This window comes from Bacillus sp. FSL H8-0492 (assembly GCF_038006145.1).
GTDB lineage: Bacteria > Bacillota > Bacilli > Bacillales > Bacillaceae_G > Bacillus_A > Bacillus_A mycoides.
This window is the reverse complement of the sequence record NZ_JBBOUP010000001.1, coordinates 5103825-5129180: the sequence shown is the minus strand read 5'-3', so window position 1 is coordinate 5129180 and position 25356 is coordinate 5103825. Positions and strand designations below refer to the sequence as shown.

The following is a 25356-nucleotide window of genomic DNA, read 5'->3' as shown; positions in this document are numbered from 1 at the left end:
ATACTAGGATGTAGAGGTGAATGGTGTGTTAGATCGTTTGCAAGCTGTAGAAGATCGTTATGAGAAGTTGAATGAGTTGTTAAGTGACCCAGAGGTTATTAGCGATACAAATAAGCTTCGTGAGTATTCAAAAGAGCAATCTGATATTCAGGACACGGTAGAGGTGTACCGTGAGTATAAAGATGTTCGTGAGCAATTACGAGATGCAAAAGCAATGTTAGAAGATAAGTTAGACGCTGATATGCGTGATATGGTAAAAGAAGAGGTTTCTGAATTAGAAGGACAAGAGAAAACATTATCAGAACGTCTGAAAATTTTACTTGTTCCAAAAGACCCTAATGATGATAAAAACGTTATCGTTGAGGTTCGTGGTGCTGCTGGTGGTGACGAAGCAGCTTTATTTGCTGGTGATTTATATCGTATGTATAGCCGTTATGCTGAGGTGCAAGGTTGGAAAACTGAAATTATCGAAGCGAGCTATACAGAGTTAGGTGGATATAAAGAGATTATCTTTATGATTAACGGTAAAGGTGCTTTCGCGAAGCTGAAATTCGAGAATGGTGCTCACCGTGTACAACGTGTTCCTGAAACGGAATCTGGCGGACGTATTCATACATCTACAGCAACTGTAGCTGTACTACCAGAGGCAGAAGAAGTAGAAATTAATATTCATGAAAAAGATGTTCGTGTTGATACGTTTGCTTCTAGTGGTCCTGGTGGACAAAGCGTTAATACAACGATGTCAGCGGTACGTTTAACGCATTTACCGACTGGTGTAGTTGTATCTTGTCAGGATGAGAAATCACAAATTAAGAATAAAGAAAAAGCGATGAAAGTATTACGCGCACGTGTTTATGATAAATTTAGACAAGAAGCGCAAGCTGAGTATGATCAAAACCGTAAACAAGCTGTTGGTACGGGAGATCGTTCAGAGCGTATTCGTACGTATAACTTCCCGCAAAACCGTGTTACAGACCATCGAATCGGTTTAACGATTCAAAAGCTAGATCAAATCCTACAAGGTAAGTTAGATGATTTCATCAATGCCTTAGTGATGGAAGATCAGGCACAAAAGATGGAGGCAGCTGAGTAATGCGTGTCTATGAAGCCCTGAAATGGGCTTCTTCTTTTTTACAGGAAAATGGACGAGATGAAAATGCGGGAGAAATTGTCCTTTGTCATGTATTAAAGACGAACAGAACCGGGATGCTCATGAATATGCGTGAAGAAATAACTGCGGAACAAGAGAAAAGTTTTGCACAATTTATCCACAAGCATGTAGAAGGTATTCCGATCCAATATATGCTCGGTTATGAAATGTTTTATGGCCGATCATTCTTTGTAAATGAAGAGGTATTGATACCAAGACCGGAAACAGAGGAACTTATAGTTGGAGTGCTAGAGAGAATTGAGCGCCATTTCGGTAATGAGGAGCTTCACATAGCGGATATTGGAACAGGTAGTGGAGCGATCTCTATTACGCTCGCTTTAGAAAATAAAAATCTTCATGTGTATACAGTAGATATCGCACAGGAGTCGATTGAAGTTGCAAAAGAAAATGCAAAAACTTTAGGGGCGGATGTAACTTTCTATCACGGCGATTTACTGTCTCCGTTTTATGAAACAGGTCAGAAGTTAGATGTTGTTGTTTCCAATCCTCCGTACATACCAGAGGAAGATTGGCGTGGTCTTTCTACTGTTGTGAAGGAGCATGAGCCGAAGCGTGCGCTTGTTGGTGGGGAAGATGGACTAGATTTCTATCGTCGTTTTATGGAGGAATTGCCGAATGTATTACAGAACAAGGCGATTGTGGCGTTTGAAATTGGTGTAGGGCAAGGTGAAGATGTGAAAGCATTATTACAGCAAACTTTCCCGCGCGCTCAAGTTGAAGTTGTATTTGATATTAATGGAAAAGATCGCATGGTATTTGCAGAGATGGAGTAAGGCATAAGCCTTACTCTATTTTTGTATGAAAAATTTGCAACTACTCAGCCATACATTTTATTTAGAATTTTGGTAAGGGGAATTATTTCAGCGGAAATACGCACCTTATTACCTATACATAGCCAGTTCCTCTCGCCAATTAAAAAAATGCTTTTCTATCGGTTTTTTATATAGATTTTGAATTTAATAGTTTAGAAAGATGAAAGTTTGTCCACACTGTTTCTAGAGGGGACGGTGGAGGAAATGAAAAAACAAGTTATTGCTTACTTTCTTTTATTATTAATTGGTGCACAGTTACTTGTGCAGTTTGGATATATGAAAGCTGATGCAAAAGGGCCTACTGTTATTCCGAAAGAGGCCGTTCGATTACGTATTTTAGCTAATAGTGATTCCGATAAAGATCAGGCGTTAAAGCGTAAAGTACGCGATGAAGTAAAAGCGCAAATTGATGGATGGGTAGCGGATTTAACGTCATTTGAAGAAGCTCGAAAAGTAATTCAAAATCATATTCCTGAAATTGAAAAGACAGTGGCAAATACACTGAAAAGAGAAGGGAGTAAAGAGGCGTTTCAAGTGAAATTCGGTAAGAATGTGAAATTTCCTACAAAGGTATATGGGAATTTTATTTATCCGGCAGGAGAATATGAAGCGGTACTTATTACAATTGGAAAAGGTGAAGGTGCAAACTGGTGGTGTGTATTATTTCCACCGATGTGTTTCTTAGATTTTTCAAGTGGTACAGCTGTAAGGAAAGAAGAACATGTTGTGAAAGCTGAATCTCCTGAAGAGGAGCAGGTGAGACAACTAGATGAGGAAGTAGTGGATGTACCGGAGAAGAAAGAGGATAAGGTGAAAGAAAAGAAAGTAGTAAAGCCGGAAAAAGCTGAAAAAGTAACAGCACAGGAAAAGAAAGTAGTAAAACACGAAACACAAGTAGAAGAACAGCCTGTAAAAAAAGTAGAAACAAAAACTGTGGAAAAAGTGGAGAAACCTGTGGAGCAAAAACAAGAAAAGCAAAATGAATATGTAACAGTAGAAGAGGAAGAGAAACCAAAGGTTAAATTATTTATCGTCGAAGCTTTTACATCTTTATTCTCTAAATAGTGCTATTAATAAATCCTTCCTCATATATATCAATGAGGAGGGATTTACTATGAAGAACGTGTATTTTGCTACGAAAGCAGATGTAGAAAGATTACATTCTTTTTTCGGACAAGCTAATAAAAAAGATGATAAAATAAATGAGTTGTACGCACAATTTATGATCTTGGAAGAGGCGGAAGAAATACGAGCGGTAATTGGATATGAACAAAGTGGAGAAAATGCACTTATCCGTTCTTGTTTATTCACACCTAATGTGGATAAACAGACTTTCTTATATTTTTTCGAGATGTTTTTGCAGTATATGAAAGAAAAAGATATTCGACAATTGTACTTACTCACAAATCATCCACAATCTGTGACCATCTTTCAGTTTTTTAACTTTGTCATTGTAGAGAAAGAAGAAGTGCCAGAGGAAATTCGACAGTTAGAACACTTTTGTAAAAATATAAAAGAGCTAAATGCAATAATACTAAATTGTCAGCTATTCACAAAGTTATCCACGGATTAACAAGGTTTATCCACATTTTGTGGATAAACCTTGTCTGTCTTTTGGATAAATCTCATAGTAAACTAAAAATAGACAAGTATTTCATGGTAGAAAAGGACGTGGGAAAAAATGCATACAAATATGTGGGTTGTGGATAATGTTGTGGAAAGAAAAAAATATTATCCACAATTAAAAGAAGCAGCGAGATTATTAAGAGAAAATGAAGCGGTGGCCTTCCCAACGGAAACGGTATATGGGTTAGGAGCAAACGCAATGGATGATGAAGCGATAGCGAAAATTTTTGAAGCGAAAGGGAGACCGAGCGATAATCCACTGATTGTCCACATAGGAACAAAATCTCAGTTAGATGGTATCGTAAGAGAAATTCCGCCTGTTGCAGAAAAGTTAATGGAGCATTTTTGGCCAGGACCATTAACAATCATTTTACCGAGAAAAAAAGGGATTTCAGAGAGGGTTACGGCAGGACTTAATACAGTCGGAGTGAGGATGCCAGATCATCCAGTAGCGCTCGCCCTTATTGAAGAGGCAAACGTGCCTGTTGCAGCACCGAGTGCGAATCGTTCAGGACGCCCAAGTCCAACGTTAGCTTCTCATGTGTATGAAGATTTGAATGGGAAAATTGCTGGTATTGTTGATGGCGGGGCAACAGGAGTAGGCGTTGAATCAACTGTAATTGATTGTACGAGCGAGGTTCCGACTATTTTACGTCCAGGTGGGATTACGAAGGAGCAATTAGAGGCCGTGATAGGAAATGTTTCTTTAGATCCAGCTTTAAAGGATGAGAAAGAAAAACCAAAATCACCTGGAATGAAATATACACATTATGCACCGAAAGCGCCACTTAGTATTGTTGAAGGGTCCCGTGAGTTTATTCAACGTATTGTGGATGAGAAAAAGAAAGAAGGATTTAAAGTAGGTGTATTAACGACAGAAGAGTATCAGCATGTGTATAGTGCAGATGTTGTATTGTCTTGTGGTGTGCGAAGCGATTTAGCCAGCGTTGCGACTAAGTTATATGATGTGCTTAGAACGTTTGATGCAAGTGAAGTAGATGTTATTTTTAGTGAATCATTCCCGAATGAAGGCATAGGAAATGCAATTATGAATCGTTTAACAAAAGCTGCGGGACATCAGATTATTATTGAATGATAATGTACCTTTAGCAAACAGAATATTTCTCCTCGGATAAGCATATTGTGAAGTAGCACGTCCGAGGGGGGATATGAATGACACTTGAACAATTAATACCTTTAATAATTATGGCATTTGCCCTGGGGATGGATGCATTTTCAGTGAGCCTCGGTATGGGGATGGTAACATTAAAGTTAAGACAAATCCTTTATATAGGTATGACGATTGGGATATTTCATATTATTATGCCATTTATCGGAATGGTACTAGGACGTTTTCTATCAGAGAGGTATGGGGATGTCGCAAATTTTGCAGGAGCTATTTTATTAATTGGGCTAGGGTTCTATATCGTATATTCGTCTATTTTAGAAGGGGAAGAGACTAGAACTGCTCCAATTGGAATTAGTTTATTTGTATTTGCATTTGGTGTCAGTATAGATAGTTTTTCAGTAGGTCTTAGTCTTGGAATTTACGGAGCAGAGACAATTATTACGATATTATTGTTCGGACTAATAAGTATGTTACTGGCTTGGATGGGTTTATTGCTTGGTAGCCATGCCAAAAATATACTTGGCACATACGGTGAAATAGTAGGTGGTATTATTCTTGTTGGGTTTGGATTGTATCTCCTTTTTCCTATATAATTTTATGTAGGAGGGAATTATGAACAAGCTATTGGAATGGTATATTAAGCTTTTAACCTTCTTTCCTCGATGGCTAAGAAGACTTATAATATTGGGTGTTATTTTGCAAATTTCGATGTTAGGTTGGATTAAGTTAATTCGTGAATGGTGAGATAGTTCCTTTCTGTGCATAGTTTCGTTTGTACTATATTGATCACACTAAAAAATTACAAATATAGAAAGGATGAGATGAATGACGAGATTGAAGCAAGTTTTTGGTATTATTATTAGTTTTTTTGTTTTTTGGTTCAGTATGCTCGGTGTACAAATGTTTGCTGAGTTCTTAGATATTGAGTCATTGAAGTTTGTTGCAGGAAAATCGGAGGCGGCGCGTACTTTTTATTCTCCGTACCCGTTTTTAATTGTTTTCCTTATTACGTTACTTTCCTTATATTTCTTTGTAATAAAGCTTGGTAGATCTAAAAAAGAGAAATTCCCGGCATTAGAGGAGAAGAACGAAGAATTACGATAAAAAATCCCCCGCTTTCAGCGGGGGGTTATGTTTAGGTGATGGAAGTGAACGGGCCCCTTGCGCTTTTAGGGGATATATCCAGTTCGAGTGGCCAGCTAAGAACCTTCCCCACGAGAAGATAAAAAGCATCTTCTGTGAGGAAGAACCTTAGCCACCGGGCCTGGGCAGTCGGTTCCGCTTTTAAATGTATCCAGCTCCAGCGGCTAGAATGGGCGGTGGCTTCGCGTCTTCCTGCGAGGCAAAAAGCGCCTCTACGTCAGGAGCTCCATCCCCCTCTCATTCTGAACGAGCCGCTTCCACTTTTAAATTGGCCTTACTAATTCAAATTGTTCTCCTAGTTTTGCGTAGTTGTGTCCTGCTAGGCGGCTTATTGGTTTTAGTTCTTCGGCGTGAATTCGACCGTTTTCGTATAAGTGTTCAGCGACGTGAAAGCGAACGACGCGGCCGATTAGTAGGTCACAAGCTGGCGAGTCTTCGGTTCCGCCGAGTGGGATAGCGCGTTCTAATATGCACTCCATTCGAATGTTTGCTTCTTTAACCCCTGGTACTGAAATGACATCACTGTCAATCGGTGTTAGTTTTGCTAATTCGATTTCACTTTCATTAGGAGGTAGGTTCGCTGCTGTTTCGTTGATCGCCTCTACGTAAGATTCATCAGAAATATGTACGACAAATTCCCCTTTTTCTATTGCGTTTCTGGAAGTGTCTTTCGGTTTTCCTTCTTTGCGTTGCACTGAAACTGAGATAAGTGGTGGATTGGCAGCGACGATATTGAAATAACTATATGGCGCACCGTTCAATACGCCATCTTTAGTTACAGAAGTAACGAATGCAACAGGACGTGGAATGATACTTCCTGTTAGTAATTTGTAATTATCTTTTTCGGTTTGTTCGTTTGGATTAATGGATAACATGTTGTAATCCCCTTTCTAAATATGAATACTTATTGTTTGTTTACAAGATATCAATGGGAATCTCCTGCTGAAAATAATATTTTTTTGATGATGTAAAAAAGAGATTACCTCAATTGAAGTAATCTCTTTTTTGGTGAATATCTCGAAATAGAGATAAATGATTAAAGTAAAACGTAAGCGCCAGGGCCGATTAAAGCTACACCAACTGCAACAGCGATTAACATTAAATTATATTCGAATCCGTTTTGTGTTACCCAGTAACCATTTTTTCCGTGAACTGTGAAGATTGCTACTAACATTGTTCCTACGATAAATAGTGAACCAACTACAGTGAAAATACCTGCTGCGAATAAGAAACCACCTAATAGTTCAGTTGCACCAGCCATAAATGCCATAAATATACCAGGGCGTAAACCGATTGATTCCATCCAGCCACCTGTTCCTTTTAAGCCATAACCGCCGAACCAACCGAATAATTTTTGAGCACCATGACCCATGAATGTAATACCTATAATAAGGCGAATAATAAGAAGACCAATATCCATCATTAAAAAACCTCCTAAAAGTTATTAACTTATCTTATGTAAGTAATAATAAAATAGTTACTTACTTTAGTCAAGTGGATTTCGGCAAAAATTTGAAATAAATTTTACAAATTAACAACAAAAAATAAAATGTAGTAAAGACCTCTAGACAAGTAAGTGAAAAAAAGAGAAAATATAAGTAGAAGTTAACTTCCTATTGTTATTCAGACAATCAGAATTGACTGGAATTTTGTGAAGCGCTACAATAAGAGTCTAGTAGTAATGGTATAATTTATTTCGAAAGCGTTTTTACAGTATAACATTCGAAGTATGAAGTCTTACATGTATTTCGATCTTGAATAGAGATTGCCCTATAAACTTTTAGGTAAATTATAAGGAGGACTATCCTATGTTTAAAAAATTATTCGGTTTTGGTTCAAAAACAAATGAAGAAACAATCGTAGCTCCATTAACTGGAGCAGTGAAAAATATTGAAGAAGTACCAGATCCAGTATTCGCTGGTCGTATGATGGGTGACGGTGTTGCAATCGATCCTACTGAAGGTGTAGTTGTATCTCCAGTTGATGGTGAAATCGTACAATTATTCCACACGAAACATGCTATTGGAATTAAAGCGAAAAACGGTACAGAAATTTTAATCCACGTTGGATTAGAAACTGTAAAAATGGAAGGTGAAGGTTTCGAAGCTCACGTTTCTGAAGGACAAGCTGTAAAAGCTGGAGATAAATTAATCTCATTCGACTTAGAATTAATTCGTGAAAAAGCGAAAAGCACAATTACTCCAATCGTTATTACAAACACAGATGCAGCTGAGTCTATTAAGACAACTGTAGGTGTAACAGCTACAAAAGGTTCAACAGAAGTAATGAAAGTTACAATGAAATAATTATTGTATGAAAGGAATCTGTTTCGTATGAAATGGATTCCTTATTTTGTTTTGTAGTGTGTTCATTATGTATGATAAAATACTTTGGGCACTTGGAAATAGGGTTTCACATATATGTGGATAAGGCGCATTTTTCTTAGAAAAAATATAAGAGAAATGCGCCTTTCGTATATTCACATTTCTTTTGTTCTATTCTAATGTACGCTATGATAAAGTGAAACTTTAATCAGTGGAGGGTGTTCATCCCTCGCTGATTATTAGCCTTCACCAATCGGGATAAATGTAGGAAACAGAAAAAAAGGGGTGGGTTTAGATGAAACGGGTGTTATTTGTTTGCACTGGAAATACATGCCGTAGTCCGATGGCTGAGGCTTTGCTTCATCATTATGGAGAAGGTAAATTTGAAGTGCAATCTGCTGGTGTTTTCGCCTATCCTGGAAGCGATGTGTCGATACATGCAAAGGAAGCTTTAGCTGAAAAAGGAATTGTAATCGATCATGCCGCGCAGCAGGTAAACGATACTTTGGTTGATTGGGCGGATATTGTAGTAACAATGACGGAAAACCATAAGCAAATTGTACTTGGGTATTATCCGAGCGTGGAAAAGAAATTGGATACATTATATGGATTAACTAAGGGTATAAGTAAGGATATTTCAGATCCATTTGGCGGATCGCTTTCTATTTATAAAGAAACGTTAGAAGAGATGGAAAAACTTGTACAAACTTTACTGAAAAAACATTCAGAAGGTTGATGTTTCGTGTATAATACGATATTGGAGATCACTTTGTTCCATTAAGGTAGCGAGTGTGAAATGAAGATAATTGATTGAAACTTCGGAGGGGTAAAAATGAAAGTAGTAGTAGCATCTGATCACGGCGGTATGAATATCCGTAAAGAACTTGTAAGTTTATTAGAAGAATTAAATATTGAATATATTGATTTAGGTTGTGAATGTGAAGCTGGTTCTGTTGATTACCCTGATTTTGCGTTTCCAGCAGCAGAAATGGTCGCGAATGGTGAAGTGGATCGTGGTATTTTAGTTTGCGGGACAGGCATTGGTATGTCAATCGCAGCAAACAAAGTAAATGGTATTCGTTGTGCATTAGTTCATGATACTTTCAGTGCGAAAGCGACGAGAGAGCATAATGACACTAACATGTTAGCGATGGGCGAGCGTGTAATTGGAGCTGGTCTAGCGCGTGATATCGCGAAAATTTGGCTAACAACTGACTATGAAGGTGGCCGTCACGAAAACCGAGTAGGAAAAATTAAAACGTACGAAACAAAGTAATAGATTCTAACTATAAGTAGTATGAAATATAATTTGGTGAACCAACCTGTGAAAGGAAGAGGCGTAATGACAGAAATCGTAAAGGTAAGAGAACAGCTACAAATGTCGCTTTCTGATTTCCAAGAACAAGCCACGCTGCAAAGTGGTCAAATTTTTGTAGTGGGGTGTAGCACGAGCGAAGTGCTAGGTGAAAGAATTGGAACATCAGGAACGATGGAAGTGGCTGAGGCGATTTTTTCTGAGTTAAAACAATTTCAAGAGAGAACAGGTATTGAATTGGCGTTTCAATGTTGTGAGCATTTAAATCGTGCTTTAGTAGTTGAGAGAGATGTAGCGATGAAATATCAATTTGAAATTGTAACAGTTACGCCTGTTAGATCAGCAGGTGGTGCATTAGCGACGTATGCGTATCACAATTTTAAAGATCCGGTAGTAATTGAGTTTATTAAAGCAGATGCAGGAATGGATATCGGCGATACATTTATCGGTATGCATTTAAAGCATGTAGCTGTACCGGTTCGTACAAGTGTGAAGGAAATAGGAAGTGCGCATGTAACGATGGCGAAAACACGTGGGAAACTAATAGGTGGAGCACGTGCCGTTTATGCGGCAAATGAAGAAGCTATTCCTTGCCGTTAAACATGAAAAATTATAAAGTCTTATAACAGCTGTATATCGAAAGGTAAAAGGTATGTGGTCTGACTTTATAATAGAAGAAAGAAAAGACCAATTTTGGTCTTTTTTTTTCTTTTATGATATAGAAAGTCATGTTAGAATGTAGTTGAAAACATGAAGGTTCGAAAGAATTACAACCTGAATTTTCGTTTTTTCTGAATAAATGAGAAAAAACTATTGGGAATTGATGTAATTCGTTCAGAAAAGGGGGATTTTGGTGAATCATTTAAAACGTCAAGATGAAAAGGTATTTGCTGCAATTGAGGCAGAACTAGGAAGACAGCGTTCAAAGATCGAGTTAATTGCTTCGGAAAACTTCGTAAGTGAAGCAGTAATGGAGGCGCAAGGTTCTGTTCTAACGAATAAGTATGCTGAAGGATATCCTGGAAAACGTTACTATGGTGGTTGTGAACACGTAGACGTAGTAGAAGATATCGCACGTGATCGCGCGAAAGAAATTTTTGGCGCAGAGCATGTAAATGTTCAACCACATTCTGGTGCACAAGCGAACATGGCAGTATACTTCACGATTTTAGAGCAAGGCGATACAGTACTTGGCATGAATTTATCTCATGGTGGTCACTTAACACACGGAAGCCCTGTTAACTTCAGTGGAGTACAATATAATTTCGTAGAATATGGCGTGGATGCTGAATCTCACCGTATTAATTACGATGATGTATTAGCAAAAGCGAAAGAACATAAACCAAAATTAATCGTTGCAGGTGCAAGTGCATATCCTCGTGTTATCGATTTCAAACGATTCCGTGAGATTGCAGATGAAGTGGGTGCATACTTTATGGTTGATATGGCACATATCGCTGGTTTAGTAGCTGCTGGTTTACATCCAAACCCAGTACCACATGCACATTTCGTTACAACGACAACACATAAAACATTACGTGGTCCACGTGGTGGTATGATTTTATGTGAAGAGCAATTTGCAAAACAAATTGATAAATCAATCTTCCCTGGTATTCAAGGTGGCCCACTTATGCACGTAATTGCTGCAAAAGCTGTTGCATTTGGTGAGACACTACAAGATGAGTTTAAAACATATGCACAACATATCATTAATAATGCGAACCGCTTAGCTGAAGGTCTTCAAAAAGAAGGACTTACACTTGTTTCTGGTGGAACAGACAATCATTTAATCTTGATTGATGTTCGTAACTTAGAAATTACAGGTAAAGTAGCAGAGCACGTATTAGATGAAGTTGGTATTACAGTGAACAAAAATACAATTCCATTTGAAACAGCAAGCCCATTTGTAACAAGCGGCGTACGTATCGGTACAGCAGCTGTAACATCTCGTGGTTTCGGTTTAGAAGAAATGGATGAAATTGCGGCACTTATTGCTTATACATTAAAAAATCATGAGAATGAAGTTGCATTAGAAGAAGCAAGTAAGCGTGTAGAAGCGTTAACGAGCAAATTCCCAATGTATACAGATCTATAATAGATTGAAAAAGACTGCTGAAACGTAATTGTTTTGGCAGTCTTTTTTGTGGACATATATTATTTTTAAAGTATGTATACAAATGATGAATAAATTTTGGCGATATAATGAAGGATACAGCTCCCATAATTGGTAAAGATACTAGATAGATTCATCGCAAAATCATGATTTTGCCAAATTTGCCCTTGAATATTAGTAGCGTTTTCTTTACAATCGTAAATAGTGTAAAGAAGCGTGTAAACGCATGAATATCATCTAAAGGAGAGATTCACATGGGAAAACTGTATGTATTTGATCACCCGTTAATTCAACATAAGATTACATATATTCGCGATAAGAATACAGGTACGAAAGATTTTCGTGAATTAGTGGACGAAGTAGCAAGCTTAATGGCTTTCGAGATTACTCGTGACCTTCCACTTCAAGACATTGAAATTGAAACGCCTGTAAGCAAAGCGACAACAAAAGTGATCGCTGGTAAAAAACTTGGTTTAATTCCGATTTTACGTGCAGGTTTAGGAATGGTTGATGGAATTCTGAAATTAATTCCAGCAGCAAAAGTAGGACACGTTGGTTTATACCGTGACCCTAAAACATTGCAACCGGTAGAATACTATGTGAAACTTCCAACGGATGTAGAAGAGCGTGACTTTATCGTACTAGATCCGATGCTAGCAACAGGTGGTTCTGCGGCTGAAGCAATTAATTCTCTGAAAAAGCGCGGTGCAAAGCAAATTAAATTAATGTGTATCGTAGCTGCTCCAGAAGGAGTAAAAGTAGTGCAGGAAGAGCATCCTGATGTTGATATTTATGTAGCAGCATTAGATGAGAAGTTAAATGACCATGGTTATGTAGTTCCAGGTCTTGGTGATGCTGGTGACCGTTTATTCGGAACGAAGTAAGACAACAGACGAGAGGGGGATTCCCCTCTCGTTTTTTTTCGCCCTCAGCGCACGGGGGAGGGGGAGATAAATATACAGGGTATATACAACATAAGTTATATACACATCACATATAATATAGAAGTCTTACGTCTCGGGGACACTATATTATGGAAGGAAAGCGCTATATCTTAAAAATATAATAGTGACAAACTTGTGAACATTTTCTTCTATTATAAAGAGAAAACTGTTAGAAATTGCATATCTCTAACCAGTATTTAGAAGGGGAACGTTTTCATTTTTGGGAGGAAATGCCTAATACTCAAATTTTTTGATTTTTTACGATTTCTCGTTGACACTGTTAATACCCTATTGTATGCTAACAACGGGGATAGATGGTAGGGCTTTCAGTGACAAAAATACATCTATTCCGTGACGAAAATGTAAACTTTTTATTTTGTATAGAATTTATGCAGAAAAATGAGTTATTATTAACACATCGTGAATGAGGGTTACATATTGGAGGGATGAATCCTTGCAAAAAAACGATCGCAGCCATATAAAAGCGTATGCTTTAATGTCAGGAATACTTGCTCAGTTAGTTGGTTCTATTCTTATTGGAATCTTTGGTGGGCAATGGATTGATAATAAGGTTGGAACGTTTCCGTTGTTTCTTATTATAGGGTTATTACTCGGGTTAGGAACAGGGGTATACGCAATGATTCGACTCATTCAACATTACTATTCGGGAGAGCAATGATGATAGACGTACATGGACTTGTCCAACGACAAAAGAAATATATGTACTACTTGCTTGCGCTTCTAGTGCTAGGATGGGGAATTACCTCTTACAAGGATGTATTTCTTGGGCTGATTATCGGAACGATTTTCAGTTTTCTTAGTTTGCGCATCATTGCACGTAGAACAGACAAGCTATTAGATCGCGTAACAAATGGAGAAAACGTGAAGTTTAAGGCGACAGCGGTAAGTACATATTCAAGATTCGCCACGATTGGGTTATTAATTTTATTTGCAGCCAAATATCAAGAGTTAATTGCGATGTGGGGCTTAGGTGTAGGATTGCTGACAGGATACCTTGTCATGATCATAGATTTTCTTTATTTAGAGTATACGAGCAGGGAAGAGAGGTGAATTACTAGTGGAACACGGTAAATTAGTTGAATTTCTAGGTTTAACGTTCGATTTGTCATCAGTTATGATGGTTACTGTAGCAGCAGTTATTGTTTTCTTAATCGCTGTTATCGGAACTCGCAGCTTAGCGCTTCGCCCAACCGGGATGCAAAATTTCATGGAATGGGTGTTTGACTTCGTGAAAGGGATTATCAATAGTACGATGGATTGGAAAACAGGTGGACGTTTCTTAACGCTTGGCGTTACGCTTATCATGTTTATCATCGTATCGAACTTCCTTGGTTTACCATTCATGTATTCAACAGTTGAGGCTGGCGAACATATTGCATGGTGGAGATCACCAACGTCTGATCCAGCAGTTGCATTAACATTAGCCGTGATGGTAGTTACCCTCACCCATTATTATGGAATTAAGATGAAGGGTACGAAAGAATATGTTAAAGGTTATTTCCAACCTATGAAATTCTTATTCCCATTAAAGGTTATTGAGGAGTTTGCTAACACATTAACGTTAGGTCTTCGTTTATTTGGTAACATTTACGCAGGTGAAATCTTATTAGGATTACTTGCTAAGTTAGGCGGGGCATCATTCTTAGGAGCATTAGGTGCACTTGTACCGATGTTAGCATGGATGGGATTCAGCGTATTCGTTGGTTCAATCCAGTCATTTATTTTCGTAATGTTAACGATGGTTTATATGGCTCATAAAGTAAGCCATGACCATTAATATAATTTAAGTAAGAAAAAATTTATTTTTTTATAATACAAAGGAGGACAAATTAAATGAGTTTAGGTGTAATCGCAGCTGCAATTGCAATTGGTTTATCAGCATTAGGTGCAGGTATTGGTAACGGTCTTATCGTATCACGTACAATCGAAGGTGTTGCTCGTCAACCAGAATTAAAAGGCGCACTTCAAACAATTATGTTCATCGGGGTTGCATTAGTTGAGGCACTTCCAATTATCGGTGTAGTTATTGCTTTCATCGTAATGAACAAATAAGGGAGACTCCCCTTACATAGATGGCGAAGAGTGTTTTTCCGAACTTTCTTCGCCATTGCTTTATGAACGAAACGTATGTCTTTTTTTTTCATATGATCAATTTAGATATTTTGAAGGGAGTGAATCCTTGTGCCAACTTTATTATTAGGGGCTTCCATTCCATTTGGAACGATTGCTTATACATTGTTCATTTTCTTACTTCTATTAGTAATGCTACGCAAATTCGCGTGGGGTCCTTTAATGGGAATTATGAAAGAACGTGAAGAGCATGTTACTAATGAAATCGACGCTGCAGAAAGAAGTAATGCTGAAGCGAAGAAATTAGTAGAAGAACAACGTGAAATGTTAAAACAATCGCGTGTTGAAGCACAAGAGTTAATCGAAAGAGCGAAGAAACAAGCTGTAGATCAAAAGGATGTTATTGTTGCTGCTGCGAAAGAAGAAGCAGAATCAATTAAAACATCTGCTGTACAAGAAATTCAACGCGAAAAAGAGCAAGCGATTGCTGCTTTACAAGAACAAGTTGCTTCTTTATCTGTTCATATTGCTTCTAAAGTAATTGAAAAAGAATTAAAAGAAGAAGATCAAGTGAAGTTAATTCGCGATTATATTAAAGAAGTAGGAGAAGCGCGATGAGCAATGGGATTGTAGCAAAACGTTATGCTGTCGCTCTTTTCAAAATTGCAAAAGAAAAACACGTATTAGAAATGTTTGAAGAGGAATTACGCCTTGTACAAAACGTTTTTACAAAGAACGGAGAACTACATAGCTTTTTAACGCAACCGAACATTTCAAAAGAGCAGAAGAAAACGTTTCTTGCAAACGTATTCGCATCTGTTTCTGAATCTATTTTAAATACGTTATATATTTTAATTGATAACAAGCGTATTGATATCCTACCTGAAATTGCAAATGAATATGTTGTTCTTGCTAATGAAGAACGTAACGTAGCGGATGCAACTGTATATTCTATTCGTCTTCTATCGGAAGAAGAAAAACTTAACATTGCAGAAGCATTTGCAAAAAAAACAGGAAAAGATGCAATTCGCGTGAAAAATGTTGTGGATGAAGATTTACTAGGCGGCATTAAAGTACGCATTGGAAATCGCATTTACGACGGAAGCTTACAAGGAAAATTAGCACGTATTCAGCGTGAATTAATGAAGAATAGATAGGGGTGAAGCACATGAGCATCAGAGCTGAAGAAATTAGCGCACTGATAAAGCAACAAATCGAGAACTATCAGTCTGAAATCGAAGTTAGTGATGTTGGTACAGTTATCCAAGTTGGTGACGGTATTGCGCGTGCTCATGGTCTTGATAACGTTATGGCTGGTGAACTTGTAGAGTTCTCTAATGGCGTTATGGGACTAGCACAAAACTTAGAGGAAAACAACGTAGGTATCATTATTTTAGGACCTTACACAGAAATCCGTGAAGGTGACGAAGTTCGTCGTACTGGTCGCATCATGCAAGTACCAGTAGGAAAAGAACTAATCGGTCGTGTTGTAAACCCATTAGGTCAACCAGTTGATGGTTTAGGCCCAATCAATACAACAAACACTCGTCCAATCGAAAGTCCAGCACCAGGTGTAATGGATCGTAAATCTGTTCATGAACCACTTCAAACAGGTATTAAAGCGATCGATGCTCTTGTACCAATTGGCCGTGGTCAACGTGAGTTAATCATCGGTGACCGTCAAACAGGTAAAACAGCAGTTGCACTTGATACGATCATTAACCAAAAAGATGAAGATATGATTTGTATCTATGTAGCTATCGGACAAAAAGAATCAACAGTACGTAACGTAGTAGAAACACTACGTAAGCACGGTGCATTAGATTACACAATCGTTGTAACTGCATCAGCTTCTCAACCAGCTCCATTATTATACCTAGCTCCTTACGCTGGTGTAACAATGGGTGAAGAGTTCATGTACAATGGTAAACACGTATTAGTAGTATATGATGACTTATCAAAACAAGCAGCGGCTTACCGTGAGCTTTCATTACTATTACGTCGTCCTCCAGGTCGTGAAGCATATCCAGGGGATGTATTCTACTTACATTCTCGCTTATTAGAGCGTGCAGCAAAATTAAGTGATGCAAGAGGCGGCGGTTCTTTAACTGCACTACCTTTCATCGAAACACAAGCAGGGGACGTATCAGCTTACATCCCAACAAACGTAATTTCTATTACGGATGGACAAATCTTCTTACAATCTGACCTATTCTTCTCTGGCGTACGTCCAGCAATCGATGCGGGTACTTCTGTATCTCGTGTAGGTGGATCAGCTCAGATTAAAGCGATGAGTAAAGTGTCAGGTACACTTCGTCTTGACCTTGCATCTTATCGTGAGTTAGAAGCGTTCGCTCAGTTCGGTTCTGACCTTGATAAAGCAACACAAGCGAAATTAAACCGTGGTGCTCGTACAGTTGAGGTATTAAAACAAGGATTACACAAACCGTTACGTGTAGAGAAACAAGTTATCATTCTTTACGCTTTAACACGTGGATTCCTAGATGATATCCCAGTAGTAGATATCACTCGTTTTGAAGAAAAATTCCATGCTTGGTTAGATTCAAATGCAACTGACTTATTAAGCGAAATTCGCACAACTAAGAAACTTGCGGATGACGACAAATTTGCAGCAGCAATTAACGGATTTAAAAAAGTATTCGTAGCTTCTGAATAATAAATAAAAGCGGAAGCGGCTCGTTCTGAATGTGAGGGGGATGGAGCTTCTGACGAAGAGGCGGTCTTTGCCTCGTAGGAAGAAGTGAAGTCACCGAGCATTCAAGCCGCTGGAGCTAGATAATATAAAGGCATCTCAAACTTTGAGATTGCTGACGGTTATGTAAAGGAAAAGAGTAGGTGCACCTATTCTTTTCCTTCAATCATGAGCAAGAATATCTTGCAACGTAGATTAGGAAGAGGATTCTTACTAATCGTGCCAACTTCCGGAAAAAAGGTGGTGAAAACCTGTGGCATCTTTACGCGATATAAAAGCGAAGATTAACTCGACAAAGAAAACGAGTCAAATTACGAAAGCGATGGAGATGGTATCTGCATCTAAGTTAAACCGTGCAGAACAAAATGCTAAATCTTTCGTTCCGTATATGGAAAAGATTCAAGAAGTAGTAGCGAGCATTGCGCAAGGAAGTAAAGGGATTAATCATCCAATGCTAAATGCGCGTCCTGTAAAGCGTACAGGGTACATCGTTATTACATCTGATCGCGGACTAGCAGGTGGTTATAACAGTAACGTATTACGTACAGTAAGTAACGTAATTCGTGAACGTCATAATATGGATTCAAACCAATATTCAATTATTGTGCTTGGACGACTAGGACGTGATTATTTAAAACGTCGCGGCTTTAACATCATTGATGAAGTAGTTGGATTATCTGACCACCCATCATTTACTGATATTAAAGATATTGCTTCTCGAGCAATTGCGATGTTCGCAGATGGTGCTTATGATGAGCTGTATATTTACTACAATCATTATGTAAGTAAAATTTCACAAGAAGTAACGGAAAATAAAATTTTACCGCTTACGGATGTGGCGTCTGATAAACCGACGACAGCTTATGAATTCGAACCTTCTGAAGAAGAAATTTTAAAAGTATTATTGCCACAATACGCAGAAAGCTTAGTGTACGGTGCATTACTAGACGGTAAAGCAAGTGAGCACGCGGCGCGTATGACAGCAATGAAGAGTGCTACAGACAACGCAATGGAAGTTATCGATTCACTTACACTTTCATTCAACCGTGCGCGTCAAGCAGCGATTACGCAAGAAATTACGGAAATCGTTGGTGGAGTAGCAGCGTTAGAATAGTATTAAAAAGCGTAGGTGGCTTGCTCAGAAGGGGAGGGCATTGGAACTCCTGACAAAGAGGCGTTCTTTGCCTCGTAGGAAGGGGTGAAATGACCGACCCTTCTAGCCACCGGAGCTAGATTCAATAAAAAGCGGAAGCGGCTCGTCCAGAACAGGAGGGCATTGGAGCTCCTGACGAAGAGGCGCTTTTGGCCTCGTAGGAAGGCGCGAAATGACCGACTGTTCTAGCCGCTGGAACTAGATTCAATAAAAAGCGGAAGCGGTTCGTCCAGAACTGGAGAGTCGCGTAAGCTATAAACTAATAAAAATTAAAAGCCGACTTCTCTTAGAAAGCTGGCTAATTAAAAGAAAGCTAGGAGGGAACCCGATGAATAAAGGGCGCGTTACGCAAATCATGGGTCCGGTTGTAGACGTTAAGTTTGATGGCGGAAAGCTACCAGAAATCTACAACGCCCTTACGGTAAAACAAAGCAACGAAAACGGAGCAAGCATTAACTTAACATTTGAAGTTGCACTTCATTTAGGTGATGACACAGTTCGTACAGTTGCAATGTCTTCCACAGATGGACTTGTTCGTGGCACAGAAGTAGAAGATACTGGTAAAGCAATCTCTGTACCAGTTGGTGATGTAACACTTGGTCGTGTATTTAACGTATTAGGTGATGCAATTGACTTAGATGGTGATGTTCCTGCGGATGTACGTCGTGATCCAATTCACCGTCAAGCGCCTGCATTCGAAGAGTTATCTACTAAAGTAGAAATTCTTGAAACTGGTATTAAAGTAGTAGACTTACTTGCTCCTTACATTAAGGGTGGTAAGATCGGTCTATTCGGTGGTGCCGGTGTAGGTAAAACAGTATTAATTCAGGAATTAATTAACAACATCGCACAAGAGCACGGTGGTATCTCTGTATTCGCTGGTGTAGGTGAGCGTACTCGTGAAGGTAACGACTTATACCACGAAATGAGCGATTCTGGCGTAATTAAGAAAACTGCGATGGTATTCGGACAAATGAACGAGCCACCTGGAGCACGTCAACGTGTTGCATTAACAGGTTTAACAATGGCTGAACATTTCCGTGATGAGCAAGGACAAGATGTACTATTGTTCATCGATAACATCTTCCGTTTCACGCAAGCGGGTTCTGAAGTATCTGCCCTTCTTGGTCGTATGCCATCTGCGGTAGGTTACCAGCCAACACTTGCAACAGAAATGGGTCAATTACAAGAGCGTATTACATCTACAAATAAAGGATCTATCACGTCTATCCAAGCGGTATACGTACCAGCCGATGACTATACGGATCCAGCACCAGCTACAACGTTCGCTCACTTAGATGCAACAACAAACTTAGAGCGTCGTTTAACACAAATGGGTATTTACCCAGCCGTAGATCCATTAGCATCTACATCTCGTGCGCTTTCTCCAGAAATCGTAGGAGAAGAGCATTATGGAGTAGCTCGTCAAGTACAGCAAACTTTACAGCGTTATAAAGAGCTTCAAGATATCATCGCTATCTTAGGTATGGATGAGTTATCTGAAGAAGATAAGTTAGTTGTACATCGTGCTCGTCGTATTCAATTCTTCTTATCACAAAACTTCCACGTAGCTGAACAGTTTACAGGTCAAAAAGGTTCTTACGTACCTGTAAAAAATACAGTTAGTGGTTTCAAAGAAATTCTAGAAGGAAAATATGATGACCTTCCAGAAGATGCGTTCCGTCTTGTTGGTAGCATTGAAGAAGTTATTGAAAACGCGAAGAAAATGATGGCGTAAGGCCTTAGGAGGGACGAATTATGAAGACATTTCCAGTCAGTATTGTAACTCCTGATGGACCGGTTTACGAAAAAGAAGTAGAAATGGTAAGCGTAAAAGCAGAGAGTGGGGAAATGGGGATCTTACCAGGTCACATTCCAACTGTTGCACCTTTAAAAATTAGTGCGGTTCGTCTGAAAAATGGTGGGCACACTGATTATGTAGCAGTAAGCGGTGGCTTTATCGAAGTTCGTCCAGATAAAGTAACTGTGTTATCATCATCTGCTGAAGAAGCAAACCATATCGATATCCATCGTGCAAATGAATCGAAACGTCGCGCTGAGCAACGTATGCAAGATAAACAAGCGCATGTTGACTTTAGACGTGCAGAAATGGCCTTGCAGCGTGCTGTGAACCGTTTAAACGTTTCTGATATGAAGTAAAAAAATCCGTAAGGGCTCTTGCCTTTGCGGATTTTTTGTTATGGATATAAATAAAAAGGGGAAAAAATGCCTCTCTTTAGGTAGGAGAGAGCATTTAGCCGTCAGAGCCTTTTTTTGCCCTATGCCAAGTGAAAATCAAGAAATAAAAAGAACTGCAGGTTCGTTTTTTGTTATGTATAGATGTGTTTTATTTAAATGTCGAAACTGAAACTCAATTCAATATATAGAATAAACTGACAAAATTGGTATAATTATATTGTTGTTTGTATAAGTAGAGAATATATAACAATTTATATTTCATAAAGGAGATGAACAAATGATCGGTGAAATGAAACGAGAAGCATTGTACTCTTTAAAGGGAAAATGGGGACTAGGTGTTGGATCAACGATTTTACATATTATTTTAAGTTATGTTGTTTCAATGGCTGCAATGCTTATACTTTTAATTCCAGGAATTATTATATTTTTCTTAGTTGTTGGTTTAGCGGGTTCAATTGAAGAGGAGGCGATATCAGTCGGGGCAGGTATTACATTTGGAATTTTTTATTGCATAATGATCATTTTGAGTAATGCATCTTATGGTATTACATCATACGGTTATACGAATGTGTTGCTACAAATTAGTAAACGAGAAGATGCTAGAGTAGATTATTTATTTGAAGGATTTCGTGGCTTTAAAAGAATGATGAAAACAATGTGGGCTATGCTTGCGATTTTGTTATATACAGGTACGTGGATTCCGATGTTGTTACTAGGTGTATTCGCGTTTTTTGGTGAGGAAGGGAATGTATCGTTAACAATTGCTTTCTTTGTACTATTAGCTATTTCGATTGTTGTAATGATTGTGATGTATTTTTCTTATGCGATGACGTATTATGTTATGGTTGAAAATCCAAATTATAGCGTTTCACAAGCAATGAGAGAAAGTAAGAACGTTATGAAGGGACATAAACTAGATTTATTTCTTTTATGGCTTAGCTTCATAGGATGGGCTATTTTAGCGATTCTTACTCTTGGAATAGGATTACTTTGGCTTAGTCCATATGTAGGTACAACGACAGCACATTTTTATCGCTATATTGCAAAAGGTGAATTGCAGTAGGAACATGCTATACTAATAGAATTATTACGTATTGGAGGCTAATTATGATTAGTGATTTAAAAGGAGAAGCACTAGATTCACTAGAAGGAAAATGGAGCTTAGCTGTTGGGGCAACATTACTTATTTCGATTCTTATTTCAGCTTTTAGTTTTAGTGTTGATTTCATTTTCTCTCAGGTTTGGGATTGGAAAGAAGTAGATAACTCACTTTCAGTAGATGTTATTACAATATTGATGGTAGGTCCATTAACGCTAGGTGGTTATTGTTTAGCACTATATATAATTCGTGAAAAAGAAGCGCGTATTGGGCATATATTCAGATGGTTTACGGAAGGAAGTAAGTTTATAAAGTCATTTTTATTATATATAGTAGTAAACATTTATATTTTCTTATGGTGCTTACTATTTATTATTCCGGGCATTATTAAATCATTTTCTTATGCGATGACGTATTTTATTATAAATGATCATCCTGAGTATTCAATAAATCAAGCTATTACAGAAAGTCGTCGTATGATGGCTGGACATAAGATGGAGTATTTCATTTTATGTTTAAGTTTTATTGGTTGGTTTATATTAAGTTGTATTACATTAGGGATTGGATTTTTATGGTTGATTCCATATTTTTATACAACGACAGCAGCTTTTTACGAAGAGATTGCAGAAGAATATTACGAAAAAAAATTCCGACACTTTAAAAAACACCCAGTGTGAACTATTGGTTCATACTGGGTGTTTTTTGTAGGAACTTTATAAACTGTTTACTTGTTAGAGGTTTACTGAAATAGTAACCTTGCATGTATTTACAGTTGTTTTTTTGCAGAAACTTAAGCTGTTTTTCTGTTTCAATTCCTTCAGCAACGACAGAGAGATTTAAAGTATTTGCAAGGGAAAGGATAGTGGAAACGATGGCTCTTTCTTCAGGCCGATGATCGGCTAGTTGTGTAAATTCTTTTGGTACTTTTAATGTATCGATAGGGAAAATTGATAAATAAGCAAGAGAAGAGTAGCCGGTACCGAAGTCATCAATGGACGTTTGAATACCATATTCTTTTAATTGCTTTAGTCTCGATAATGTTTCTTTTTCATCAATCATCGCAATTCGTTCTGTTAGTTCAAGTGTTACATCTTTCGGGTCAATTTTAACGTCCTTTAGTATTTGTGAAATATTTTCGATTAATTGATTTTGTTGAAATTCTTTCGCTGATAAATTGACACTCATTTTTAAGTTTGTGTATCCAAAACTTTGCCATATTTTTAGTTGACGACAAGACTCTCGTAGCACCCAATGCCCAAGTGGGATGACCTGCGGAGTCTCTTCCACAATTGGAATGAACTCACATGGTGAAATGTCACCTAATAGTGGATGTTTCCAACGGATTAAAGCTTCGGCACCGATGATTTTATTCGTTGTAATGTCAACTTGTGGTTGATAGACGAGAAAGAATTCTTTATTTACTAAAGCAAGTGGTAAATCTTTTTCAATTCGAGCTTTTCGCTCCATTTTTTTATATAACTCTTTCGTATAAAGTGAGCTACCATTCTTTCCTTTATTTTTGGTTTCGTACATGGCCATATCAGCATGTTGTAAAATAGATAACGGATCTTCGCCTGCTTCTGGGTATATTGCAATCCCGATACTTGGCGAGATTTGTAAATGTTGATTTTCAATTTCGAATGGCTCATTCATAGATATTACAATCATATCGGCTATTTTTTGTACATCTCTATCTTCTTTATAATCTTCTATAAGAATTGTGAACTCATCTCCAGCTAACCGAGCAAGTTTCATATTTGACGTCGATATTCGTTCTAGTCTTTTTGCTACAGCAATTAAAAGAAGATCTCCTACCCGGTGACCGAGAGTATCGTTAATAACTTTAAAACGGTCTAAATCGAGAAACATAACAGCAAAAGGTCTTTTTGATATTTTTGCTCGTGCAATTGCCTTTTCTAACTGTTGATGAAATGAACGGCGATTCGCAAGTTCCGTTAAAGTATCGTGATATGCTAGGAAATTAATTTGCTCTTGTTGCTGCTTGCTTTCTGTAATATCTTTAATCATTAAATAGGCCCCAGAAATATGTTCCTTTAAAAAGATGGGAACAGCTGTAACATGTAAGTAGTAAATATCTCTATTTTTATGATATGCCCGTATTTCTAAAGAAATAGATTTCCCTTTTTTCACGTGATGAAAGGCATTAATGATTTCTTCCAAATCTTGTTCATACATAAGTGAATAGTATGGTTGGTTTAATAATTCATTCGTTTGATAACCGAGTAAAGTAGTTCCAGCGTTGTTCACATTGAGAAAATTACCGTACAAATCTAATGTGAAAATTGGATCTGGATGATGCTCATATAAAGATTTAAACATTTGTTGGTTATGATATAACTCATTTTTTTGTTCTACTAAATCTTCTGTACGTAGTTCGATTTGTTTCTCGAGTTCTAAACTGAATTGCATTTGTGCTAGCAATAATATTTTATTTTGTCTTCGAACTAACGTATGGCGTATGAGAACGAAGGCGAAAGTTACCATAAGTCCAATTACTACGATAGGTGCAAAAACATTTTCGACCAATATAAAAACAATAAGCATCACGACAGAAATATACGGTAATGATAATCGGATTGATTCACCAAATTGAGGCGTTAGTAATATTTGTTCTTGTTTTTCGGGCTCTTTTGTGTGAAGTATACAAGCGATTGCTACCAATAATAAGGTTACTTGATAGAATGGAGCAACTGTGAACATAGAGTGCTCAGGCTGGAAGTATTTTATATAAGCATAAATAGAATCTGTAGTAGCATACAAAATTAAAGCACTGCCAAGAAGAGCACCAACTTGCTTTGGTAGTAAGGATAATGGTCTGAATAAAAGGTTGATTCCTATTAAAAGAAAGAGTAAATCAGCCATTGGATACGTGAGTTGAACAAACATGTCGATATATGATGTTGTAAAAATATGAATGGTTCTTTCAATAAGTAAATAGTAGCTTAAAGTAAATTGAGCAGTAACAATAATACAAATATCACATATCGTAAAAAGCTGTTCCAATAAATCTCGGCCATAAATAATTTCATATAGAAAGGCAAATGCAAAGCTAACTAAAAATAATAAGTAAAAAAAGTCTGATGGATCAACGAATGTATAGTAGTCATGCAGAATTAAGCGTTGATAAGCAACTATTATATCGCCGATGAAATAAGAGAAGGATCCGATAGTTAATGTTATCCAAAACAAACGAGATAACCCTTGTTTTATATTTGAAAAATAAAATATATAACTGCAAATTGTAATATCAATTAATATGGTACTTATTCCAGTTAATATTTGAAATGGGAGTGCGTACTCATATAAAAAGGCCATTGATACGTAATGAATAGCTATATACAACAATGAAATGCTTATAAGAATACTTACATGTGTTTGTTTTTTCATTTATATCACCCACTGTATATACATAAGAACCACCTTTTTGTAGTTTATGTTTTTTATGATTGCTTGAAAACATATAGAATTTCTATATTTATTTTACACATTTATAATGAGTTGTA

Annotated in this window: 30 protein-coding genes; 27 read left to right on the top strand and 3 right to left on the bottom strand. The window is 37.6% G+C overall.

What is annotated here, in order from left to right; all coding sequences use genetic code 11:
- Positions 1-25 precede the first annotated feature (25 nt).
- The 8 genes from prfA (at position 26) to MHH66_RS26535 (ending at position 5842) form a co-directional block, all read left to right on the top strand.
- Positions 26-1093: a peptide chain release factor 1 gene (gene prfA, locus MHH66_RS26570; protein ID WP_002113060.1), complete on the top strand. Its 1068-nt coding sequence runs from the start codon at positions 26-28 to the stop codon at positions 1091-1093.
- Positions 1093-1944, top strand: a complete 852-nt coding sequence (gene prmC, locus MHH66_RS26565) for a peptide chain release factor N(5)-glutamine methyltransferase (protein ID WP_002191297.1) — start codon at positions 1093-1095, stop codon at positions 1942-1944. Before prfA ends, prmC begins: the two co-directional genes overlap by 1 nt.
- A 243-nt stretch (positions 1945-2187) precedes the next feature.
- Complete coding sequence (gene spoIIR, locus MHH66_RS26560; protein ID WP_078184890.1) at positions 2188-3048, top strand: stage II sporulation protein R; 861 nt, start codon at positions 2188-2190, stop codon at positions 3046-3048.
- A 49-nt stretch (positions 3049-3097) separates the two neighbouring features.
- Positions 3098-3556, top strand: coding sequence for a mechanosensitive ion channel protein (locus tag MHH66_RS26555; RefSeq protein ID WP_078184889.1), 459 nt, complete (start codon positions 3098-3100; stop codon positions 3554-3556).
- A gap of 108 nt (positions 3557-3664) precedes the next feature.
- Entirely contained in the window at positions 3665-4705 is a 1041-nt protein-coding gene (locus MHH66_RS26550) for an L-threonylcarbamoyladenylate synthase (RefSeq protein ID WP_002016299.1), read from the top strand.
- Positions 4706-4782: 77 nt separating this feature from the next.
- Positions 4783-5331 carry a manganese efflux pump MntP gene (locus tag MHH66_RS26545; RefSeq protein WP_002016298.1) on the top strand — a complete coding sequence of 183 codons (549 nt, stop codon included), beginning with the start codon at positions 4783-4785 and terminating at the stop codon, positions 5329-5331.
- A 19-nt stretch (positions 5332-5350) separates the two neighbouring features.
- Complete coding sequence (locus tag MHH66_RS26540) at positions 5351-5482, top strand: hypothetical protein (protein ID WP_265170996.1); 132 nt, start codon at positions 5351-5353, stop codon at positions 5480-5482.
- 81 nt (positions 5483-5563) lie between these two features.
- The gene (locus MHH66_RS26535) at positions 5564-5842 is read left to right on the top strand and encodes a DUF3935 domain-containing protein (protein ID WP_002034899.1); all 279 of its coding nucleotides are present in this window, start codon (positions 5564-5566) and stop codon (positions 5840-5842) included.
- Positions 5843-6144: 302 nt separating this feature from the next.
- On the opposite strand, the gene MHH66_RS26530 is transcribed toward MHH66_RS26535, so the two are convergent.
- Together MHH66_RS26530 and MHH66_RS26525 are read right to left on the bottom strand one after the other, a co-directional pair.
- Positions 6145-6756: a flavin reductase family protein gene (locus tag MHH66_RS26530; protein ID WP_002034901.1), complete on the bottom strand. Its 612-nt coding sequence runs from the start codon at positions 6754-6756 to the stop codon at positions 6145-6147.
- Positions 6757-6917: 161 nt separating this feature from the next.
- The gene (locus MHH66_RS26525) at positions 6918-7304 is read right to left on the bottom strand and encodes a DoxX family protein (protein WP_063219226.1); all 387 of its coding nucleotides are present in this window, start codon (positions 7302-7304) and stop codon (positions 6918-6920) included.
- Positions 7305-7689: 385 nt separating this feature from the next.
- On the opposite strand from MHH66_RS26525, the gene MHH66_RS26520 reads away from it, so the two are divergent.
- The 19 genes from MHH66_RS26520 (at position 7690) to MHH66_RS26430 (ending at position 22509) form a co-directional block, all read left to right on the top strand.
- Positions 7690-8187 (top strand): PTS sugar transporter subunit IIA, encoded by a 498-nt coding sequence (locus MHH66_RS26520; RefSeq protein WP_002016294.1) that lies wholly within the window; start codon positions 7690-7692, stop codon positions 8185-8187.
- A gap of 313 nt (positions 8188-8500) precedes the next feature.
- A complete protein-coding gene (locus tag MHH66_RS26515; RefSeq protein WP_063219225.1) occupies positions 8501-8941 on the top strand; it encodes a low molecular weight protein arginine phosphatase in 441 nt (146 codons plus the stop codon).
- 96 nt (positions 8942-9037) lie between these two features.
- Positions 9038-9481: a ribose 5-phosphate isomerase B gene (rpiB, locus tag MHH66_RS26510; protein WP_000869917.1), complete on the top strand. Its 444-nt coding sequence runs from the start codon at positions 9038-9040 to the stop codon at positions 9479-9481.
- Positions 9482-9547: 66 nt separating this feature from the next.
- Positions 9548-10120 (top strand): TIGR01440 family protein, encoded by a 573-nt coding sequence (locus tag MHH66_RS26505; RefSeq protein WP_002130064.1) that lies wholly within the window; start codon positions 9548-9550, stop codon positions 10118-10120.
- Between the two features lie 253 nt (positions 10121-10373).
- A complete protein-coding gene (glyA, locus tag MHH66_RS26500) occupies positions 10374-11615 on the top strand; it encodes a serine hydroxymethyltransferase (protein ID WP_002016291.1) in 1242 nt (413 codons plus the stop codon).
- Positions 11616-11887: 272 nt separating this feature from the next.
- Positions 11888-12517, top strand: coding sequence for a uracil phosphoribosyltransferase (upp, locus tag MHH66_RS26495; protein WP_002139017.1), 630 nt, complete (start codon positions 11888-11890; stop codon positions 12515-12517).
- Between the two features lie 374 nt (positions 12518-12891).
- Positions 12892-13005 carry a DUF4024 domain-containing protein gene (locus MHH66_RS26490; RefSeq protein ID WP_033712414.1) on the top strand — a complete coding sequence of 38 codons (114 nt, stop codon included), beginning with the start codon at positions 12892-12894 and terminating at the stop codon, positions 13003-13005.
- A gap of 26 nt (positions 13006-13031) precedes the next feature.
- Positions 13032-13256, top strand: coding sequence for an AtpZ/AtpI family protein (locus MHH66_RS26485; RefSeq protein WP_002089742.1), 225 nt, complete (start codon positions 13032-13034; stop codon positions 13254-13256).
- The gene (locus MHH66_RS26480; RefSeq protein ID WP_002016288.1) at positions 13256-13648 is read left to right on the top strand and encodes an ATP synthase subunit I; all 393 of its coding nucleotides are present in this window, start codon (positions 13256-13258) and stop codon (positions 13646-13648) included. The genes MHH66_RS26485 and MHH66_RS26480 overlap by 1 nt, the downstream gene beginning before the upstream one ends.
- 7 nt (positions 13649-13655) lie before the next feature.
- Complete coding sequence (gene atpB / locus MHH66_RS26475) at positions 13656-14375, top strand: F0F1 ATP synthase subunit A (RefSeq protein ID WP_000399874.1); 720 nt, start codon at positions 13656-13658, stop codon at positions 14373-14375.
- 56 nt (positions 14376-14431) lie between these two features.
- Positions 14432-14650, top strand: coding sequence for a F0F1 ATP synthase subunit C (atpE, locus tag MHH66_RS26470; protein ID WP_000052064.1), 219 nt, complete (start codon positions 14432-14434; stop codon positions 14648-14650).
- Between the two features lie 129 nt (positions 14651-14779).
- Positions 14780-15286: a F0F1 ATP synthase subunit B gene (atpF, locus tag MHH66_RS26465; RefSeq protein ID WP_002016287.1), complete on the top strand. Its 507-nt coding sequence runs from the start codon at positions 14780-14782 to the stop codon at positions 15284-15286.
- Positions 15283-15825 carry a F0F1 ATP synthase subunit delta gene (gene atpH, locus MHH66_RS26460; protein WP_002130060.1) on the top strand — a complete coding sequence of 181 codons (543 nt, stop codon included), beginning with the start codon at positions 15283-15285 and terminating at the stop codon, positions 15823-15825. The genes atpF and atpH overlap by 4 nt, the downstream gene beginning before the upstream one ends.
- An 11-nt stretch (positions 15826-15836) precedes the next feature.
- Complete coding sequence (gene atpA, locus MHH66_RS26455) at positions 15837-17345, top strand: F0F1 ATP synthase subunit alpha (RefSeq protein ID WP_078184888.1); 1509 nt, start codon at positions 15837-15839, stop codon at positions 17343-17345.
- A gap of 289 nt (positions 17346-17634) precedes the next feature.
- A complete protein-coding gene (gene atpG, locus MHH66_RS26450; protein ID WP_002016283.1) occupies positions 17635-18495 on the top strand; it encodes a F0F1 ATP synthase subunit gamma in 861 nt (286 codons plus the stop codon).
- Between the two features lie 367 nt (positions 18496-18862).
- Complete coding sequence (gene atpD, locus MHH66_RS26445; protein WP_002016281.1) at positions 18863-20272, top strand: F0F1 ATP synthase subunit beta; 1410 nt, start codon at positions 18863-18865, stop codon at positions 20270-20272.
- Positions 20273-20292: 20 nt separating this feature from the next.
- Positions 20293-20694: a F0F1 ATP synthase subunit epsilon gene (gene atpC, locus MHH66_RS26440; protein ID WP_002016279.1), complete on the top strand. Its 402-nt coding sequence runs from the start codon at positions 20293-20295 to the stop codon at positions 20692-20694.
- A gap of 316 nt (positions 20695-21010) precedes the next feature.
- Positions 21011-21796: a DUF975 family protein gene (locus tag MHH66_RS26435; protein ID WP_078184887.1), complete on the top strand. Its 786-nt coding sequence runs from the start codon at positions 21011-21013 to the stop codon at positions 21794-21796.
- A 44-nt stretch (positions 21797-21840) separates the two neighbouring features.
- Complete coding sequence (locus MHH66_RS26430) at positions 21841-22509, top strand: DUF975 family protein (RefSeq protein WP_078184886.1); 669 nt, start codon at positions 21841-21843, stop codon at positions 22507-22509.
- 1 nt (position 22510) lies between these two features.
- Here the strand turns inward: MHH66_RS26430 and MHH66_RS26425 are convergent, their stop codons facing one another.
- The gene (locus MHH66_RS26425) at positions 22511-25240 is read right to left on the bottom strand and encodes an EAL domain-containing protein (RefSeq protein ID WP_078184885.1); all 2730 of its coding nucleotides are present in this window, start codon (positions 25238-25240) and stop codon (positions 22511-22513) included.
- Between the last annotated feature and the right edge of the window lie 116 nt (positions 25241-25356).

What these genes read in the sequence shown, in the direction of transcription:
- MHH66_RS26490 (WP_033712414.1), top strand. Translation starts at nt 12,892, where the DNA reads ATGGTAGGGCTTTCAGTGACAAAAATACATCTATTCCGTGACGAAAAT.
- MHH66_RS26545 (WP_002016298.1), top strand. Translation starts at nt 4,783, where the DNA reads ATGACACTTGAACAATTAATACCTTTAATAATTATGGCATTTGCCCTG.
- MHH66_RS26520 (WP_002016294.1), top strand. Translation starts at nt 7,690, where the DNA reads ATGTTTAAAAAATTATTCGGTTTTGGTTCAAAAACAAATGAAGAAACA.
- prmC (WP_002191297.1), top strand. Translation starts at nt 1,093, where the DNA reads ATGCGTGTCTATGAAGCCCTGAAATGGGCTTCTTCTTTTTTACAGGAA.
- atpH (WP_002130060.1), top strand. Translation starts at nt 15,283, where the DNA reads ATGAGCAATGGGATTGTAGCAAAACGTTATGCTGTCGCTCTTTTCAAA.
- MHH66_RS26515 (WP_063219225.1), top strand. Translation starts at nt 8,501, where the DNA reads ATGAAACGGGTGTTATTTGTTTGCACTGGAAATACATGCCGTAGTCCG.
- MHH66_RS26540 (WP_265170996.1), top strand. Translation starts at nt 5,351, where the DNA reads ATGAACAAGCTATTGGAATGGTATATTAAGCTTTTAACCTTCTTTCCT.
- atpE (WP_000052064.1), top strand. Translation starts at nt 14,432, where the DNA reads ATGAGTTTAGGTGTAATCGCAGCTGCAATTGCAATTGGTTTATCAGCA.
- MHH66_RS26525 (WP_063219226.1), bottom strand. Translation starts at nt 7,304, where the DNA reads ATGATGGATATTGGTCTTCTTATTATTCGCCTTATTATAGGTATTACA.
- MHH66_RS26480 (WP_002016288.1), top strand. Translation starts at nt 13,256, where the DNA reads ATGATAGACGTACATGGACTTGTCCAACGACAAAAGAAATATATGTAC.
- MHH66_RS26430 (WP_078184886.1), top strand. Translation starts at nt 21,841, where the DNA reads ATGATTAGTGATTTAAAAGGAGAAGCACTAGATTCACTAGAAGGAAAA.
- MHH66_RS26505 (WP_002130064.1), top strand. Translation starts at nt 9,548, where the DNA reads ATGACAGAAATCGTAAAGGTAAGAGAACAGCTACAAATGTCGCTTTCT.
- atpA (WP_078184888.1), top strand. Translation starts at nt 15,837, where the DNA reads ATGAGCATCAGAGCTGAAGAAATTAGCGCACTGATAAAGCAACAAATC.
- spoIIR (WP_078184890.1), top strand. Translation starts at nt 2,188, where the DNA reads ATGAAAAAACAAGTTATTGCTTACTTTCTTTTATTATTAATTGGTGCA.
- MHH66_RS26435 (WP_078184887.1), top strand. Translation starts at nt 21,011, where the DNA reads ATGATCGGTGAAATGAAACGAGAAGCATTGTACTCTTTAAAGGGAAAA.
- MHH66_RS26530 (WP_002034901.1), bottom strand. Translation starts at nt 6,756, where the DNA reads ATGTTATCCATTAATCCAAACGAACAAACCGAAAAAGATAATTACAAA.
- MHH66_RS26535 (WP_002034899.1), top strand. Translation starts at nt 5,564, where the DNA reads ATGACGAGATTGAAGCAAGTTTTTGGTATTATTATTAGTTTTTTTGTT.
- MHH66_RS26550 (WP_002016299.1), top strand. Translation starts at nt 3,665, where the DNA reads ATGCATACAAATATGTGGGTTGTGGATAATGTTGTGGAAAGAAAAAAA.
- upp (WP_002139017.1), top strand. Translation starts at nt 11,888, where the DNA reads ATGGGAAAACTGTATGTATTTGATCACCCGTTAATTCAACATAAGATT.
- atpD (WP_002016281.1), top strand. Translation starts at nt 18,863, where the DNA reads ATGAATAAAGGGCGCGTTACGCAAATCATGGGTCCGGTTGTAGACGTT.
- rpiB (WP_000869917.1), top strand. Translation starts at nt 9,038, where the DNA reads ATGAAAGTAGTAGTAGCATCTGATCACGGCGGTATGAATATCCGTAAA.
- MHH66_RS26555 (WP_078184889.1), top strand. Translation starts at nt 3,098, where the DNA reads ATGAAGAACGTGTATTTTGCTACGAAAGCAGATGTAGAAAGATTACAT.
- atpC (WP_002016279.1), top strand. Translation starts at nt 20,293, where the DNA reads ATGAAGACATTTCCAGTCAGTATTGTAACTCCTGATGGACCGGTTTAC.
- MHH66_RS26425 (WP_078184885.1), bottom strand. Translation starts at nt 25,240, where the DNA reads ATGAAAAAACAAACACATGTAAGTATTCTTATAAGCATTTCATTGTTG.